The following is a 16,888-nucleotide window of genomic DNA, read 5'->3' on the forward strand; positions in this document are numbered from 1 at the left end:
ACTGCAGCTCCATGTTTTGTATGTCATATTTACAGAACTATTACAGATTCTGCCGGATGATCCGTGTAATGATTCCCACAGCCACACCCCGTTCTTCATCCAGCCGTGTCACGGCAAAGCTCACATCATCCTTCTTGCCGGGAGTCCGGTAGTCATAGCAGGAGTGGGCCACGGCATTGACGCCGTTAGACAGCCGGATATAGACCACACCTTTATGTACGTCTGTGACCTTGCCGGCATACTTGCTCTGGATGCGGCATTTTTTCAGGTTGTCGTGGCTGGTGTTCTGGGATACGCTCTTGATATCAGCTTTGATCCCCATATCCTCCAGGCTGTCACGGCGCACACTCAGGATGCGTACAAGTACCTGGTCGCCCACAGAAAAACGCTCATGAGCATCCCCGATCCACTCCCAGGCAAGGTCACGGGCCATGATGGAGCATTCCACTCCGAAAACTTCCACCCGGATGACTTTCTCTGCCACAGCGATCACACGGGCCTGGGCGATACGTCCTTCATAGATCCGGTACATCCCTGCAGCATCCGTATCCAGATAGAAGATCTGCCGTTTCCGGAGCATGGCTTCTTTCCGGCTTGCCACCACGCTGCGGGATTTGGAATCAATACCTTTTACGATAAAGTCGATCTCTGCCCCCAGCATGTTGCCGAGGATCTTGTTCTGGCGCAGCATCAGCTCCGTATATTCCTGTCCGGAGGGGCTGCGGCCGATATTGATCATCATCTCCTTTAAAGGGATTACGATCCGGAATCCTTTATAGTCTACAATCGTGATGGTCTTGCCATTGTCCGTCTGCTCGATTCCGCCAAGCTGCCCGGTAAGGATACGTCTGGTACGGTAGGCGTTGTGGATCTCATGCCAGATGACATCCTCGCGGGATTCCTCAGTCTCTACTTCTCCCCGAACTTCCAGTGTCAGCACAGGGGCATCTTCTTTTCTGCTTCTGGCGGCAGTACGCCGGGAAGAAGCGGCAGCAGGAACTGTATTTTCTGAGTCAGTTGTGCCAGTGGGTAAAATCGTTCTTTCCGATCCTGTTTCAGCAAAAGACACATTTTCCTGAAGAATGTTTTCTTCTACTTCATCTGTGGCATGGTCTGTCGGCTCGTCTGTACCGGGAACAGCGGCGGTATCTGGGGAATCCGGCACACCATCAGAAACTGCTTCCGGTGTCTCCGGTATTCCTGTTTCGGTTTCCTTTGTTTCCCCGCTATTTCCTGCAGAAGTTTTCTCTTTCTTACTGCGTGTGGTGCGTCTGGTCTTTGCAGCAGGGGCATCTGTTTCAGGAGACGCTGCAGATTCCGGCTGTGCTTCGCCAGAACTGCTGGCATCATGGGCGGCATCACGCTCCGTACCGAAGCCGTTCAGATCCTCCGATGCTTCTCCGAACATTTCCTCTTCTGTAAGCTCCGGGAGCATTTCGTCCTCAACATCCGGCTCTGCAGGCAGCTCCTGATCCATGCTGCCCAACAGTTCATTTAAGTCCATGCCATCCCCAGCCGCTTCAGGCAGTGTGCCGTGTCCTTCACCGGGAATAGCACCATCCTTTATGCCGGTTCCGTCCAAGAGAGTGTTTTCTTCCATAGTAGGATTTTCCAGTTCCATAAGTTCTTTTTTTCTTGCCATATGTTTACCTCCATTGTGTTGTTATTCTATAGCACAACCCGGAAATGGGCCGTTCCATAGCATTCTTGTTTCAGGACATGATGGAATCTTTGTCCGTGGATACGATCCCGGCAGGTGTGCCGGAAGATGCAGCAGGGACAGCTTTCCCAGGATCAGCTGCTGCCGTTTTTTGGGGTTTCTGCTGTGCGCCGGCTGCCGATGGTTTTGCGGTTCCCTTTGCGGCGGGTTCCGTCCCTGTCTTTTGGGCAGGTTTGGAAGCTGCTTTTCCTGCCTGCTTTGTAACTGTTTTTTGGGGAGCAGGCTTTACCACAGGTTCCGCTGCAGCAGCCGTTTCCATTTCCAGCCGCCTCCATTCCGGGATATGAGCGGATGCCTTGCAGGAGCGCAGCAGGGGATATTCCGGATGTTTGGAATAATCCATCTTATCCACCTTTAAGGTCTTCTTTCCGCGGATGATGACCAGAGCTTCATCAATGGGCAGGCGCAGCACTTCATCCGGCGTCAGCACAGGCCGCTTTCCCACACCGCTGGTCTCCCGGTACTCCGGCGTGTAGTTGGAGATCCGCCAGGTTCCTAACTGCTTGGACTTGCTGGAGACTGCCACGCTTGCCAGTCCGGTACGGGAGGAGACAAATTCCGCAGTCAGGGGGTCAGTGCATCCCAGAAAGAGCTGGACATCACAATTCCCTAAGATCTCCTGCCAGAGGTTCAGCGGATACCGGTTCTGCAGTCCCGCAAGGTTCTGGAACACACAGGACATGGAGATGTTCCGGGAGCGGATCACGCTCAGGCGCCGGGAGAGGTCGGGGATAGTGCCGCAGGCAGTCAGCTCCTCCCCTAATACATGGACGGGCACAGGAAGCCTTCCGCCCTCACAGTTTTTATCCGCATACCGCACCAGCTTGATGAACACAAAGGACAAAAACAGGGATGCCAGAAAATCAAAGGTGCTGTCCTGGTCGCTGGTCACAAGGAAATAGGCACAGGGTTTCTGCCCCAGCAGTTCCAGGTCGATTTCATCCCTTGCCGTGATCTTTTTGATCAGTTCCGACTGGAATACCTGCAGGCGGCTCCCCAGCCCGATGATAACACCGCTCCGCACAGAATCGGATGCCTGCTTGAAAAGGCTGTAAGGGGCTTTTGCCGGATGGTTGATGGGCAGGACTTCAAACAGGCTGTTCAGTGCTGTTTCGGAATTGAGGGTAATGAGCTGATAAACCTGGCCCATGTTCCGGTTCTCCGGCGGGTAGCCCTTATCCACATACAGCACCAGTGCTTTTAACAGGTTCATTTCTGCGGAATCCCAGAAATGGTCTCCCTTGCCGCCGCCAGTGGTATTCTTGATAATGACATCCACAAAGAGCTGTGCCATCAGTTCCTGTCCTTCCACTTCCGAAAGACAGTTCCAGGAATCCGAGTTTTCGGGATTGACCAGATTGAACACACGGACGGTATAGCCTTTGTCACGCAGGTATTCGCTGGACTTTTCGTATAACTCCGATTTGGGATCGCAGATCACCAGGGATTCCCCTCGGGATACACCCTGCAGGATGCGGTTCATACAGAAGGAACGGGTCTTCATGGAGCCGCTGGCACCATAGACTGCCAGGTTGCTGTTGAGCCGTGTCTTCTCCGGCACGCAGACCGCCTTCCGGTCCAGCATGCCCAGCACGATCCCCTGATAACGGTGCAGGTCTGCTACCAGCTCCAGGACGCCGGACATTTCTTTCCGGCTCATCCATCCGGATGTGCCGTAGGTGCCTTTGGCAGAATAGGTGAAATTCCGGTCTTCGTCATATTCTCCGGTATCGCTGTATCCGATCCGCATGACCAGGAGCAGAAGTACCGCAAGAAGTCCGATGCAGATAAATATCCCGTAAATTCCGTATGGCGGATGCACTGCTGCACGGAGGCAGACGGACAGGCCGGGGGAAGCGGGCAGGGGGGAAGTGCCGTCCCCCGGATAGCCGCCGCCCTGCTTCCAGAGGGCATAGTTGCCGATGAACTGCCCCAGGTAGCCGCCCGCATACAGGATGGCAAGGATGGCTATGGGAGCCGTGATCAGCCCTTTCAGTAATTTTTTCTTGTCTATGGGAAAAACCTCCTTTCAAATTTTGCAAAGCTGATGGTGGAAAACTCTGCCTGTCCGCCGCAGGAGCGGTGGAGAACTTCCTTCTGGAAGTCAAAGCAGATAAGGGTTCCTGTCCGTTCCTGCAGCTGGAGCGCCGTATGGAAACGGTTGATGCGGGGGATATCCAGAAAATAGCCGAACAGGACCGGATTTCCGTTCCCGTCCAGGGCGTCATGCTCTATGGGAAGTCCCGCATCCTTTGGGTAAAGGCCCTGCATCAGCATGTGGTCAAGTTCCGATATTTTTACCGGGTCGCATAGGAGCCTTAGCAGCGTATCCCCGTAATGGTCATTGGTCAGGTAGTAAAAATGCGCATAGTTCCCGTCCAGAAGGAAGAAACAGCGGGAACCGGTGTCAGCGCCGGAAAGGATCTGGTAGAAATGTTCCAGGCCGTTCCCAAGGAGCAGGCCGGAAATTTCGGTCCGGGCATACTGAGCAGGCAGCCTTTCGCAGCACAGCAGGAGCTTTAAAAATACCTGTACCTTTATTTCCGCCCGGTAGTCCCATTTCATGGTATAGGAATCTCCGTTATAAGCGGTAAAGATCCCGGATGGCGCAAGGAGTGCGCCGGCCATGCGTGAGCCCCTGATTTTTACGGCTTCAACGCCGATTTCCTTAATCTCACGGGAACTGTAAAAAGCTGGGATGTCCAGGCTTTGGACAGGGGAGCCTCTGGAGGAGAAAACTTCAGGCTTCTCATCCCGGAAGATCCGGACTCCCGCATTCTGCATGGTGACGAAAATTTCAGCCACACGGTGCAGGCGCAGGCGGCGGGAAAATTCGCTCTTTAATTTATGTGTTTCCCCGTTCCCTGTAAGGAAGAATGAAAACCGTTCCGGATTTTCCGCCAGCAGGAAACTCTTTGCCCTGCGGCCCAGGCGGTATCCCCGCAGTTTATCCCGGTAATAAGTACGCAGGAGCCCCTCTTTCTTCAGGAAGGTGATGACGGACTCCTTGTAACTGGTACTGCAGGGAAGGCGTATGAGCAGGGGGACGGGGAATTCGCCGCATATAGCGGTCAGTTCGAGCAGATGGTAGCTGATGGTGTCTTCCCGCGGGAAGCTGTTTTTGTCATGCAAAAGATCACCTCCTTATGACCGGCACAGGGCCGGCATTTCCCCGGTTTTTTACCGGGGTGGCTGAAAACTTCGGTAGATTCCGGGCCGAAGCCAGGCCGGAAAAAGCCGTTTTTTCCGTTTTTTCTCCGGTTCCCGGCATATAGGTCAAAAAATTCCGGAAATGGTCAAAAATCCGATATGGATTTTAAGTCTTTTTCCCGTCTGGAAAGCCATCCGGCAAAGAGGTTTTTTTCCATGATGTAGATACGGGTGCCGTCCTGATCTCCAAGCTCCGTAGTATTGTAGGCATCACACAAGAGTCCGCTGTCGTCTGCCATCACATACAGGGCGATGGTGTCCAGGATCTGTTTCTGCTGCAGGTTGTCATAATCTAAAAGGCACCAGTCCGGCAGTTCATGGTCATATACATGGGAGATACAGACCACACATTCCCGAAACCGGGGCAGGGTGTGCTCCTTTGTGTACTGCCCCAGAACGGCGTGGAGCGGGTCGATCAGGAACAGGCTGCTCTGGCGTGCCTTCTTTTTGGGAAGAAGGCGGGGCATGATTACCTCCAGGATGCCGTTTTCAAAACGGACTTCTATGCCGTGAACTTCTCCGGCTTTTACCAGATATTCTGTCTTGGGAACAGAGGTGGAGGCATAGAGGAGGCTCCTGAGCTGACAGGCGATCCCTTCGGCCCGCAGGGCGGCTTCGGTTGACATGGTTTCATAGTTTTCCGGATAACGCTGGATATCCAAAGAATCCATGGCGCAGATGTTATTGTTCAGCCGTGAAAGGCTGTTCTGGATATCTGCGATCCGGCGTGAGATGATTTTTCGGTCCACTCACATCCCTCCTTTGGTTGTTGTGGCATGAGCGCCCTGTATCATCACAATCAGGGCAGTTTTTGTTTCAGGTTGATTTTTTGTAGTAGCTTACGTTTCCGGCAGCATCCACCGTACAGAATCCGGTAATTCCCGGAAATTCCAGCAGGGGAATCTGTTCTGGGCTGTCCACCAGTACGATACGGCGGCTCCCGCTGTCACGGCTCTGCCGCAGGGCATGGGTGACAAGGGCTTCCTGTCCGGAAGCGACATGGATGATCTCGTACAGCTCGCCGTCAGAGAAAAAAGCGATCTTCACGGGGAACTCACTGGATGAGTGGTATTCAGTTCTGTCAATAAAGTCAAGCAGAACCCATACCGCCTGTACCATGCCCGAATCTGTTTCCATACGGTCATTTCCGTAGGGGAAATATCCCCCCGTGTCTGCCTGCCGGGTGCGTCCCTGTCTGGATAAATAGGAGAGCAGGTTTTTTGTGACATCCTCCTTATCCGGGTAGAACCGGCATAACTGTTTTTCTGAAAGCCCCGGATACATGGATATGATCCGGAGCAGCTCTGCAGCCTCCCGGCCGTACAGGTCTGCCCTTGTCTTCACTGGCGCCACCTTCCTTTCTGGTTTTTTGTAAATGCGTAATCTGTGCGTATAACGGACGTAATAAAAATAAGATTGCGTAATCCGTGCGTATACGGTGTGTAATCCCGTATGCTATCCGGCTTCGTTCTGCCGGCGTATCCGCTCCACGATGTCTTTCAGTTCCCTCCGGTCTGTGGTGATCAGGTCTTTTTCCACAGGGCTTGCCTTAAATTCCACCATGATGTTATTGTTGTTGGTGCTGATTAAGCCGTTGCCCCGTTCAAAGTGGGTGACTTCCATGATTTCCGCATCAGAGAGGTGGAGGGCGCTCTGCACACGCATGGCCTCGTCATCCTCCAGGTTCAGAATGATCTTTGTTTTGGAGTTGTTGATGATGCCTTTCCCAAACCGTCCTTCATCCAGATTGAAAAAGTCGTTTAAGTCCTGGCTGGCACAGACCGCAGAGCCGCCGTATCCGCGGATGGTCTTGAAGATCTCCAGAACAAAATCCCCGGCAAGGCGTGTGCCCGTGGCACCGGCACCGGACAGGAGCTGCCAGCATTCGTCAATAAAGATGGTCTTTTCCTCGGTACGGTCTTCCTTGGCACGGTCCCAGACGAAATCCAGTGCAACAAACATTCCTACAGTGAGCAGGTCTCCGGTCAGGGAAGAAATATCCAGTACGGTATACTTATTGTCCAGGGACACGTTGGTATGCTGGTTGAAGGTGCTGGCGGAGCCGTTTACCAGGCGGTTTAAGATATTTGCCAGGCGTTTGGTGGCAGCCGATTTTTTTAATATTTCGTAAAGGTCTCCCAGCACCGGCATTTCACGGTATTGTTCCGGATTTTTGGGATCTGCCAGGGAAGCGTTGTCATGGGTGATGCCCTTTTTGTTGTAGGTATGGATCAGGGCTTCGTCCAGAAGCTGGCGCTCCTCATGGTTCATATCCGGGATCAGCAGGCTGAAAAAGATATGGAGCCGCTGGATCTTCTCTGCCAGTTCTGAGAGCTGGATGCCGGGACCATCCAGCAGTTCGTTCACAGTGCGGTCCACCTGCCGGATCTCCATTACATTGATACAATGGGGGCTTGCCGGTGAGACCTGGATAAATTCACCTCCCACGTTGGCGCAGGCCCGGTGGAATTCGTGTCCCTTTAACGGGGCAATGATAAAAATGGGGATTCCCTTGCGCCGCATCCGCAGAGCCATAAGCTGCATGGTAAAGGTCTTGCCTGCACCGGAGGTTCCCAGGATTGCCATGTTTGCGTTTTTGTAGACGGCAGAATTGAAGATATCCACAATGATCAGGGAGCTGTTGTATTTATTCACTCCTAAAAGGATGCCGTTGTCATCACACATCTCATAGCTGGTGAAGGGGTAGCAGCTTGCAGCGCCCCCAGTCAGGAGATTGCGCTTGCTGCGTTCATACAGTCCTTTTTCCACAGATACAAGAGGCAGGGCAGTGAGGAATGCCTGTTCTTCCCGGAAGTGGCAGGAGGATACCCGCATGTCCTGGGAGAGCAGCAGCTTTTTCATCTCGCTGACCTTCCATTCCAGATCCTCTTCGCTGGGAGCCGTAATGGTGATCAACAGGTTCATAAAGTAAAAATCTTCATTGTTTGCCAGTCCTTCTTTCAGGAAATAGCCGCTCCGGATAGCGCTGTCGATATCATCAAAGTCCGTGTTGGTGTCGCTGGCATCCTTGATCCGGGAACGGTTGATGCGGAGCTGCTGGCCCACCTTCTGGATGATGCGCTCTTTTGGCTGGCGGGAGAGGAACATGTCCAGGTCGATCCCGTCCCCGGCATTGACCATCAGGCTGAGCCAGCCGGCCGGCACATGGGTTCTATAGCCGTCAGAGGGGATCAGCAGGTAAGCATAATAGAGTCCGTCAATGCAGATGTACCTTCCGTGGGTAAAGTCAATACTTGTTGGAGCGATAAATTCCCCGGCCGGGATATGGTCGATCTCCGCCTCCCTTCCGTCTGCCAGGTACTGTGCCACCACCTCTTTTGCCCGGACAGGGAGGGGTTTTGCGGCGCTCTCATTCCGGCACAGGAGATTATAAAGGACATCTATGGTAAACTCGTCTTCGTTATCCGGCAGAACCACTTCATTCCCGCACTGGCGGAGATAATTGGATGCAGTATGGACGGCGGACTGCAAAGAGCCGATGGCCTCCCCTTCCTCGTCCGTGCGCCTTGTGTTCCCCCAGGGTTCATATTCAAAGATCAGGAAGAACCGGCGTGTGACCGCTTCACGGGAACAGATCTGCTGGATGAACTGCAGGTAATCTTCCTGCATGAGCAGGCACTGTTCATTGGTTTCCTGCGCCATCTCCCGGCGTACTGTGTCCATGTGGCGTCCGATATCTGCCCGGCGGGTCAGTACCTTGAACTGGAGCTTTACGGGGCTTATCTTTAAATAAGAAACAAAGGAATAGATAATGCTCCTCTGTTCCCGGACACTTCGGAGCAGGAAGTTGATGGGGATCACCTCCACCACCTTGACATACCGGTGGTCTTTTGTGTAAATGATGCCGTTTTCTATCCTGCTGATGGGCAGGTAGTCTGCCACCGGATTTAAGTGGGTAAACTGGGGTTCCGGTGTATACAGCGGTTTTTTGGCAGAGTGGTTCTTTTTATGCGGGCTGTTTCTGTGAGCCGGTTTTCCCAATTTTCCAGAGGTCTTTTTTCCGGAATCCTTTTTTGAAGTCCTCTTATTTCCTTTGGAAGATTTTTTTGTCTGTGTTCCGGCCTGCTGCTTTGCCTGTGGCTGGCTGGGACGGAGTTTCTGTCGTATTTCATATCCTTTCACCTGGTCAAATTCTGCGGGAAAATCTTCTTCCCCTTTGCGTTTCCAGCCGGATATGCCGCTGATCCTGTCATTTTTACCGGAGGCTTTATTTCTGGTCTGTTTTTCATCCGGGGCAGCATACTCTGATGTCATGGTTTTCCCATGATGATTTTTTTTCTGCTGATGTTCTTTTCTGCCCTTTTTTGTGCCGGAGACTTTCTGCAGCGTTTCCTGGCCTTCGCCGCCTACGATACGGCGGTTCTTCATATATTTTAAGAAGATGACCAGGAAAGACGACAGGCTTTCCCCAGATATGCCGATCAGGGCAAACAGGACGAGGGGCAGGGCTGTCAGGCACAGCACGATGATCCGTGCAGTCAGGCTCAGGGGAAGGAACAGGAAGACCGGCAGCCCGGTCACGGCAGCCAGGATGCCGGCCTCGATTACATTCCTTGCCCGGAACATGCCACCGAAAAATGTGCCTGTATCCACAAAGTTCGGCGGGATGATATAGGTATCATGGTCATTTTGATTATTCATGTAATAGTACCTCTCTTTCGCAGTGTGTCAGTTCCGGCCATGGGTAAATTCAGAGCGGAACCGTCCGTAAACAGGTTTCATGGCCGGACTGGGGCAGGGCGGCTCAGCCGATGATCCAGAAAGGGCCGCCGGCGCCGGCACGCCTGCTGGCTTCATTCAGTATGATGGAAAGATCCCAGAGCTGTCCGCTCCGTCTGTAGCTGGCGGGGTCCGCCACCAGGATCTTCCCATCCTTTACGCCCCGCAGCACGATAAAATGGCCGCCGCTTGTAAAGTGTCCCTTTGACATGATAGCCACCACCAGTTTCCCGTCTGCCAGGGCATCCAGTATCCGCTGGGGTTCCGAGGGGGAGCAGCCGGAAACGGCAAGTCCCCAGTGTGCAGCGGCCCCTGGGATCAGGGCATGGTAGGAACCGCTGCCTTTGCACCAGTAGCCGTTCTCATAAGCCCACCGGGCCATCTGCTCAGGGTCAACAGTTTCATCTGCCAGGGAGGATACCACAATCGCCATGGATGTTGGACCGCAGCCGTAGCCGCCGATATGGTCGGTGCCGTAGGGCTTACCGGCGTAGCGTTCATCCAGCTGGTTGAAGTAGACAACCTCCGTGGCTCCGTCCGTGAAACGGACATCGCCCAGGGAAGGGATGCTGTTTCCTTCCCAGTCCTCCAGGTTCTGTATCAGCCCGTCCCCCAGAAAAAGGCTTAAATTTTGTGCATAATCCGAGGCAAGGCTTTTCTGCTCATCCGTAAGGGCAAATACCTGGTCGGCAAAATAGGCTTCCCCATTATAGGAAATGGTATAGATCATCCATTTCTCTGATATGGTCGTTTCTTCTCCGGTATCCGGGTCTTCTACTGTTTTTTCCCGTATTTCCTCTGTCCGCTGGTAGGAATAGAGGTGGGATTTCCCCCGGCGCATGACAGCCGCCATGTCAGCAATGGAGATATCCGCAAAGTCCTTTTCCTTCGCCGCACAGTACTGAGAGATAAACAGGTTTGCATTGTATACGGGGCCCAGCTCATAAGGGTTGATGACCTCCATGCCGTCCCCGCCGGAGACAGAAAAATCACGCTCGATCCGGTTCATGACATCCTCCATGCCTTCGCCCAGGATGGTGCTGATGGTGTAGGTGATGGTATTGGCATTTTCCACAAGGGCATTTTCACTGTTCAGGATGGGTGTTTCCGGGTCCGCAGGGGAAAATGCGGAGGAAAAGCCGTCAAAGAGCAGCCCGGGGAGCATGAGCACGAACAGCACCGGGAGCAGCAACAGTACAGCGGCTGCCGCTGCGAACTTTCCAACGGCTTTCCGTCCTTCCCATAATGCCCCGGCTGCCGCGCCATAGGGACCGCCTGCAGCGGCACCCTTTGCAGCCCCGGATACCGCCTTTCCCACTTTTACGGCGCCTCTGGCAAGGTGTGCCGCAGAAGCTCCGGTTTCAAGGGCCTCATTCAGTCCGTTTTTCTGTTGTTCTGCCATTTATAACCTGTCCTTTCTCTTCGGTGCCGGAGGCATCTTTTTCACGATGGATTCCTGATAAGCGATGGAACCGTCAGCCGCCATGTAGGGCGATTTCTCCACGGCGTCCTGTGCATACTGCTTATACCAGGAAGTGCCGTCCACAGCCTGCACGGTAGTGTATGCCCCTTCCGGCGGGGTATACTGATCCGCATGATACATGCCGAAGGAAATACCCTCCGGGTGTTCTTCAGAGATCTCCGTGCCGGTGATGCGCCCGCCCCCGATCTCTACGCCTGTAAAGGATGGTACATGCTGTGCGCCCTCTTCCAGGGCGGCATAGCCCATGTAGGAACAGAGGGCCTGGGCAGCCTTTTCTCCGGTCATGGAACCCAGGTCTGCCATGTTCCCCGTTGCCACCGTACCGATCACGCTGTTGGCAAAATCGCCGCCTTTCACAACGGAAGATGCATACATGTTTCCGCCGATGCCGGCAGATACGGCGGATGCGAAACCGCCGATCCCGGTCCTGGAAGTCCGCTCACTCTGCTGATTCGTTTCCGTGTGGGCAGTAGCTGTGCGTATGGCGCTGTTTGTGACCTGGCGGCTGACCACCCCGGCAAGGCCGCCTGCCATGAACCCGCCCGGACTTCCGGGTGAGCCGGAGCCTGTGTTCACATGGGAGGAGCTGCTGTGGCCGCCGCCGAAATGCTGGCGGGAAAAGTTCCGGACTGCGCCTACACCCCTTGCGGCGATCATGGCTTCCGCGATCATGGAACCACCCGTATGCCCTACGTTGACGCCTATGCTGGACATGAAAGAGTCAATCTTTTGGGACACCTTTAAAAATGCGATGGCACACAGGAACCATACCAGGACATTACCCGATACTGCCTCCCGGCCTGCCGCATCCACCTGGGCCTGGGCATCGCTCTCCGAAAAGGCAAAGGCCGTCTGGCAGGACAGGCAGAGGATGAGCACGGTCAGAAAAGCCATCGTCAATATTTTTTTATATCTTTTCATGGTTATCATCTTTCCTTTCTATTTCAGTTCCGCATGTTTTTTCACAGTGAAAGCGGGTTCGCAATAAAAGCCCCGACCATGCTCGTGAACAGGCGCAGGCACCAGGCATTCATGAGCAGGAGAAAGACCTGCCCGCCGAACATCCGGCACCAGGATTTGAAAATGTTAGAGGTGGACTGGGAGGCTCCCATGGAAAAAGCCACGGGTGCCGTGTAGACCAGCACCCCCAGGAGGACATACCGCTCTGCTGCTTCAAAAAGGAGCTTTAAGTAGTTCCATGCCAGCACCAGCACAACGATCAGGGCGATCAGGGCCACAGCCCCGTTGGCGCAGACGCCGATGATGGCCAGCATCACCGAATTGAAATCGGCAAAGCTTAATGCCGGCAGGTCGGAATCCATGATCCAGTGGTATGGGGTGCCGCCGATCTTTAAGACCGTGTCCACGATGCCGTCCGAGAAGTAGGCCAGCAGGATGAAGAGGACGGAGCGGATGCTCAGGCGCACCGGGTCCTCTGCTTCAATGCCGGCTCCCAGCCCGAAGTTTTTGAACAGCTGCCATATCCAGTTTAAAAGGATGAGGCCGATGGCCAGCGCCACAAAGACTTTATACATGGTCTCCGCAGCAGGAAAGTAGCGGAGAAACACGGTCATGTCGCAGCCCAGCGCCCCCAGGACTGAAGTGGTGATAAGGTCAAGGCCGTGCATCACCTGTTCGGCGATCCATTCCACAATGCCGTCTAAGATACCCATAAATGATCACTCCTTTCCGGTGTCAGCCGTTCCACTTGCCGTCCGCAAAGAACGGGGTGATGTAGGCCATGATGAAGCCAAGCCCGTTTAAGATCGCCCAGGTGATGCAGATACGCTTCAGCCATGCGCGGCTCTCATCCACCGTGCGGCCGGAGCGGGAGAAGTTCATCATCAGCAGGGCAACGGAAGCTGTGACAATAGCGGCAACGGTAGAGATAAGCACGATCTGGTTATAGACATCCTTCATGATCTCCGTGGCTTTTGTCCATACATCTGCGGCATAGGCCGGCTGGGTAAACATCAGGAACATCATGGAACTGAGGAAGGCATAATAAGCTGCCTTTGCGGGGGAGAACCTGGGTTTTGGTTTCTTTCCTGCCGTGGCAGGCGTCTGCAGTTTGTTTTTCAGTCTCAATTTGTGGACCTCCTTTAAATAAGATTTGGATGTGGAAAGAAAGACCATGCCGCAAAAGCGGGCATGGTCTTTTTCCGCCGGGCCGGCAGGTGAGAAAACCGTGAGTTTTGCTGGGAAAGGCGCAAAAAAGGCACCTCTTTTGGAAAGGTGCCATGTCAGCCCGGATTGCTTCTGGATACAGTTTTAAGCATATTTAGTGTAGCATATCCCTATTTACGGCGAAAGAGCAGAACCGTGCCAATTTTGTGCGGGATTGTGCCAATTTTGTGCCAGATATTTTGGAAAACAAAAAATGAAAAATTTTCGATGATCTGCAGAAAAAGAAGATAAGCTCCTTTATTTATATAGCATATGGGTTACATCCGAAATATGGAAGGCTCTTTGTACCTTGACAATTTTATAGCACCATTCAGGAGTTATACAGGCGCAGACGGATAGTGTGCGATGACCATGTGTGAGCCCGCCCTCTGTTTAAAAATTGCATAGCAATACCTGAAATACGCGGCAAATATATTGGCGCAGGAAATGACCTGATTGAGTGTGTACGAATGACACTCCCCTGATTATAAGTAGGAAAAACGCTAATTGCAGTTGAAAAACGGAACATTCGATTCGTATAAGATATATGAAGCGGATTTATATCAAATGCCATACGGATACCATTTCAGCTGCAAAAAACAAAGAGAGGAGGCAGACAATGGCAGCAGATATAGATAATGAAGTGGCAGTTGATCAGCAGGTATACCTGGCAGGCGATATTCAACGTATGCTTGGAATAGGAAAGAGTAAATCTTATACCTTCCTTGAAGAGGTGTATAGGCAGAAGAATCCGCCGTTCAAAGTTCTTAAAATCGGTAAGCTTTTCAGAGTGCCAAAGCGGGGCTTTGATGAGTGGCTGAATGGCGGTCTATAAGTAGTGAGGTGATTTAGTGAAGCAGCCAGCAAAGAAAAACGGAGTTGTTTTTTATGAAGAGACTTCCTGGTTCCACAGAGTAAAGCTGTTGCAGCCGGATGGTTCAGTAAAGTATAGTAAGCGCGGAGGCTTTCAGAGTGAAGAAGAGGCGGAAGCCAGTTATTACCAGTATGAGAAAGAATTCAAGAAAGCTTCCAGAGCCTATCAGTTGTCGGCAAAGCCTAATCCGGATGTGGATTTAAAAGATTATCTGCTGTATTGGTTTGAGGATGTATTTTCCCAGAGGATTGAGAATACAACCCGCATGGTATGCGCATACGTGCTGTATGACTTGATCCTGCCGAATATGCAGCAGAACATAAAATTGCGGTATGCCAATGAGGAGTATTTTGACTCCCTGCTGGCCGTTGTGTCAAAGACATGCGAGTCCGCCGGTAATAAGTCCAGAGAGTTTTTGAACATGGCGATGAAAGAGGCTGTAATACAGGAATATATCAGGGTTAATCCGATACTGGCAACGAAACCATATCCGAGGAAAAAGCCGACGATTATTGTCTTAAACAAAGCAAATGTAAAAAAAATCCTGAAAGCTGCTTACAACAGCGGATGGTATCTGGAGATTCTGCTGGGTCTGTTCTGCGGACTCAGAAAAGGCGAGATTTCAGGCTTGAAATTCGGAGATTTTGATGCTGAAAACAGGACGATCTATATTCAGCGGCAGATTACGTCAAACCCTGTGATTCCAAAGGGGGAAAGAAAAATTCAATCGTATGAGGTTATAGAGAAAGCGCCGAAGACAGATAACAGTTATCGGCTGCTGCGGATACCGGAGGCTGTTGCGGAGGAAATTGAAAAAAGAAAAGTTTTGGTTGAGGCAAATAAACAGCAGTATGGCGAACAGTATTTTGACCACGATTATATCTCGTGCCAGGAAAACGGCCTGCCGCATTCCACCGCCGCCATGAACAGCGCTTTGACAAAATTATGCTCCAGAAACGGCCTGCCCCACATTACAGTTCATGGGCTGAGACATATGTATGCAACAATATTGATAGAGCAGAAAGTTCCTTTGATCAAGATATCTGCTCTGCTGGGACATGCAAGTGTCAATACAACATTTGAATATTATTGTGAGGTCATGGATGAAAATGAGCAGATCATTACTTTTATGAATCATACTTTTGTTCCGGAAGGGAGTGTGTCTGCATGTTAGATCTGAGTTTGAAAAATTATGTCGATTGGAGAGTGGCACAGGTAATGCCTGTGCGCTCCGGCTTCGGCTACAGGGTATTTTTGAAATATCCGGACGGAAGCGAAAAACCACAGCAGAAGTCCGGATTCAAAACAGAGAAGGAGGCGAATAAGGCAAGAGAGAAGACGATCGCAGAATTATATAATGGTACGTTTGTTGTGTACACAAAGGTTAGTGTTGCTGATTTTATGATATTCTGGCTTGAAACGGATCTGAAAAAGCGTACTGAAAGCCATGAAACTTATTATAATTATTGTGGGACAGTAAAGAACCATATCATACCTGTTCTGGGCAGGAAGAAAATGACGGATGTTACCCGCGGAGACATTCAAAAATTGTTTAATACCAAGGCAGAGTATTCGAGGCCGGTAGCAGAGCTGGTAAAAACAATCATGAATGTCTCTTTTCGTTATGCGGTAACGAACAAAGTGATCCAGGCCAGCCCGGTGGAGGGGATAGGACTTCCCAAAGCGGAAAAGCCGCAGCAGAAATCAGGTTTCAGAACCCGGAATATCAACACGCAGAAAACACTGACGATGGAGCAGATACAGATTTTACTGGAAAAAAGCAGAGATACCCCGATCCACATGCAGGTACTGTTTAATGTGCTTATGGGGCTCCGCAGATCCGAGATCAATGGTGTCAAATATTCGGACGTTGATTATATCAACCGTACCTTAAAAGTGGAACGGCAGTTAGGGAGAGTACATAACGCAGCAAAAGAAGACTTTGCTCCAAAAACTTTTACGAAACAGGAGGTAGGATTAAAGACAAAATCCAGTTACAGAGAAATTCCGATTCCTGATTACGTCTTTGAGGCAATCTTAAAGGAACGTCGGGTGTATGAGAAAAACAGGAATCGCAGAAAGAGAGAATTTCAGGATCTGGACTATATCTGTTGTTCCACCCTTGGCAGGGCAAGGAGCAAAGGATTTCATTGCCAGTATTATAAGCGGCTTCTTTCAGAAAACGGCCTGCCGGATATTCGCTGGCATGATCTTCGCAGCACCTATTGTACGCTCCTGCTGAAGGAGGCATTCAATCCAAAGGCGGTATCAAAGCTCATGGGACATGCCAAAGAACTGATAACAATGGATGTTTATGCTGATAATAAAGGTATCATAGCAGACGGCGTACCGGAAATGGAAGAGTATATGAGAGAAGTATTACCGAACCTGGAAGAGGCGGAGATTTTAAAAAAGGAACTGCTGGATATCGTGCTGGATGTAACAGAATTTCTTCCGAACACAGGATGAAAAAGAACAAAAGTTCGATTTCATATCTATACAAATTTTATAGTTTGTGATATGATAAAAAAGTTCTTTCCGTACTGTTTAGTCCGTATGGAATTACAGAGGTACACTGAGTAGCAAAAAAGGCAAATTGTGAACAGAATTCGTCGTGGGCCTGTTTTGCGTTAGTTTGAGAAAATGCCACGACGAAAATAAAATGTTCCACGACGAATTTTTGTCCGAGAGACGT

13 protein-coding genes are annotated in these 16,888 nt (G+C 51.5%); 3 read left to right on the plus strand and 10 right to left on the minus strand.

Annotated features, from left to right (window positions below; genetic code table 11):
• Nucleotides 1–40: 40 nt before the first annotated feature.
• The 10 genes from NFS35_RS12610 to NFS35_RS12660 all read right to left on the minus strand — a co-directional run bounded on the left by NFS35_RS12610 (nucleotide 41) and on the right by NFS35_RS12660 (nucleotide 13,139).
• Nucleotides 41–1,642 (minus strand): S1 RNA-binding domain-containing protein, encoded by a 1,602-nt coding sequence (locus NFS35_RS12610; RefSeq protein WP_251207481.1) that lies wholly within the window; start codon nucleotides 1,640–1,642, stop codon nucleotides 41–43.
• A 70-nt stretch (nucleotides 1,643–1,712) separates the two neighbouring features.
• On the minus strand, nucleotides 1,713–3,707 hold the full coding sequence (locus NFS35_RS12615; RefSeq protein ID WP_408629636.1) for a VirD4-like conjugal transfer protein, CD1115 family: 1,995 nt from the start codon (nucleotides 3,705–3,707) through the stop codon (nucleotides 1,713–1,715).
• Nucleotides 3,708–3,730: 23 nt separating this feature from the next.
• Nucleotides 3,731–4,852 carry a hypothetical protein gene (locus NFS35_RS12625; RefSeq protein ID WP_251207484.1) on the minus strand — a complete coding sequence of 374 codons (1,122 nt, stop codon included), beginning with the start codon at nucleotides 4,850–4,852 and terminating at the stop codon, nucleotides 3,731–3,733.
• A gap of 164 nt (nucleotides 4,853–5,016) precedes the next feature.
• Nucleotides 5,017–5,679: a DUF6100 family protein gene (locus NFS35_RS12630; RefSeq protein WP_251207485.1), complete on the minus strand. Its 663-nt coding sequence runs from the start codon at nucleotides 5,677–5,679 to the stop codon at nucleotides 5,017–5,019.
• 67 nt (nucleotides 5,680–5,746) lie between these two features.
• On the minus strand, nucleotides 5,747–6,274 hold the full coding sequence (locus NFS35_RS12635; protein WP_251207486.1) for a DUF5697 family protein: 528 nt from the start codon (nucleotides 6,272–6,274) through the stop codon (nucleotides 5,747–5,749).
• Nucleotides 6,275–6,385: 111 nt separating this feature from the next.
• Nucleotides 6,386–9,592, minus strand: coding sequence for a VirB4 family type IV secretion system protein (locus NFS35_RS12640; protein ID WP_251207487.1), 3,207 nt, complete (start codon nucleotides 9,590–9,592; stop codon nucleotides 6,386–6,388).
• A 103-nt stretch (nucleotides 9,593–9,695) separates the two neighbouring features.
• Nucleotides 9,696–11,072 (minus strand): C39 family peptidase, encoded by a 1,377-nt coding sequence (locus NFS35_RS12645; RefSeq protein WP_251207488.1) that lies wholly within the window; start codon nucleotides 11,070–11,072, stop codon nucleotides 9,696–9,698.
• Entirely contained in the window at nucleotides 11,073–12,074 is a 1,002-nt protein-coding gene (locus NFS35_RS12650; RefSeq protein ID WP_251207489.1) for a hypothetical protein, read from the minus strand. It abuts the gene before it with no gap.
• A gap of 41 nt (nucleotides 12,075–12,115) precedes the next feature.
• Nucleotides 12,116–12,826: a hypothetical protein gene (locus NFS35_RS12655; protein ID WP_251207490.1), complete on the minus strand. Its 711-nt coding sequence runs from the start codon at nucleotides 12,824–12,826 to the stop codon at nucleotides 12,116–12,118.
• Between the two features lie 22 nt (nucleotides 12,827–12,848).
• A complete protein-coding gene (locus tag NFS35_RS12660; protein ID WP_334303556.1) occupies nucleotides 12,849–13,139 on the minus strand; it encodes a hypothetical protein in 291 nt (96 codons plus the stop codon).
• A 799-nt stretch (nucleotides 13,140–13,938) separates the two neighbouring features.
• On the opposite strand from NFS35_RS12660, the gene NFS35_RS12665 reads away from it, so the two are divergent.
• The 3 genes from NFS35_RS12665 to NFS35_RS12675 are packed head-to-tail and all read left to right on the plus strand — an operon-like array spanning nucleotide 13,939 to nucleotide 16,662.
• Entirely contained in the window at nucleotides 13,939–14,154 is a 216-nt protein-coding gene (locus tag NFS35_RS12665; RefSeq protein WP_251207491.1) for a DNA-binding protein, read from the plus strand.
• A gap of 16 nt (nucleotides 14,155–14,170) precedes the next feature.
• A complete protein-coding gene (locus NFS35_RS12670) occupies nucleotides 14,171–15,367 on the plus strand; it encodes a site-specific integrase (RefSeq protein WP_251207492.1) in 1,197 nt (398 codons plus the stop codon).
• Nucleotides 15,361–16,662 carry a site-specific integrase gene (locus NFS35_RS12675; protein WP_251207493.1) on the plus strand — a complete coding sequence of 434 codons (1,302 nt, stop codon included), beginning with the start codon at nucleotides 15,361–15,363 and terminating at the stop codon, nucleotides 16,660–16,662. Before NFS35_RS12670 ends, NFS35_RS12675 begins: the two co-directional genes overlap by 7 nt.
• The last annotated feature ends 226 nt before the right edge of the window (nucleotides 16,663–16,888 follow it).

The sequence above is a fragment of the Acetatifactor aquisgranensis genome (assembly GCF_943193215.1).
Classification (GTDB): domain Bacteria; phylum Bacillota; class Clostridia; order Lachnospirales; family Lachnospiraceae; genus Acetatifactor; species Acetatifactor aquisgranensis.

Bases quoted from the DNA above. Each gene is read 5' to 3' on its own strand.
- NFS35_RS12610 (WP_251207481.1), bottom strand. From the start codon at position 1,642: ATGGCAAGAAAAAAAGAACTTATGGAACTGGAAAATCCTACTATGGAA.
- NFS35_RS12640 (WP_251207487.1), bottom strand. From the start codon at position 9,592: ATGAATAATCAAAATGACCATGATACCTATATCATCCCGCCGAACTTT.
- NFS35_RS12645 (WP_251207488.1), bottom strand. From the start codon at position 11,072: ATGGCAGAACAACAGAAAAACGGACTGAATGAGGCCCTTGAAACCGGA.
- NFS35_RS12650 (WP_251207489.1), bottom strand. From the start codon at position 12,074: ATGAAAAGATATAAAAAAATATTGACGATGGCTTTTCTGACCGTGCTC.
- NFS35_RS12655 (WP_251207490.1), bottom strand. From the start codon at position 12,826: ATGGGTATCTTAGACGGCATTGTGGAATGGATCGCCGAACAGGTGATG.
- NFS35_RS12660 (WP_334303556.1), bottom strand. From the start codon at position 13,139: ATGATGTTCCTGATGTTTACCCAGCCGGCCTATGCCGCAGATGTATGG.
- NFS35_RS12665 (WP_251207491.1), top strand. From the start codon at position 13,939: ATGGCAGCAGATATAGATAATGAAGTGGCAGTTGATCAGCAGGTATAC.
- NFS35_RS12675 (WP_251207493.1), top strand. From the start codon at position 15,361: ATGTTAGATCTGAGTTTGAAAAATTATGTCGATTGGAGAGTGGCACAG.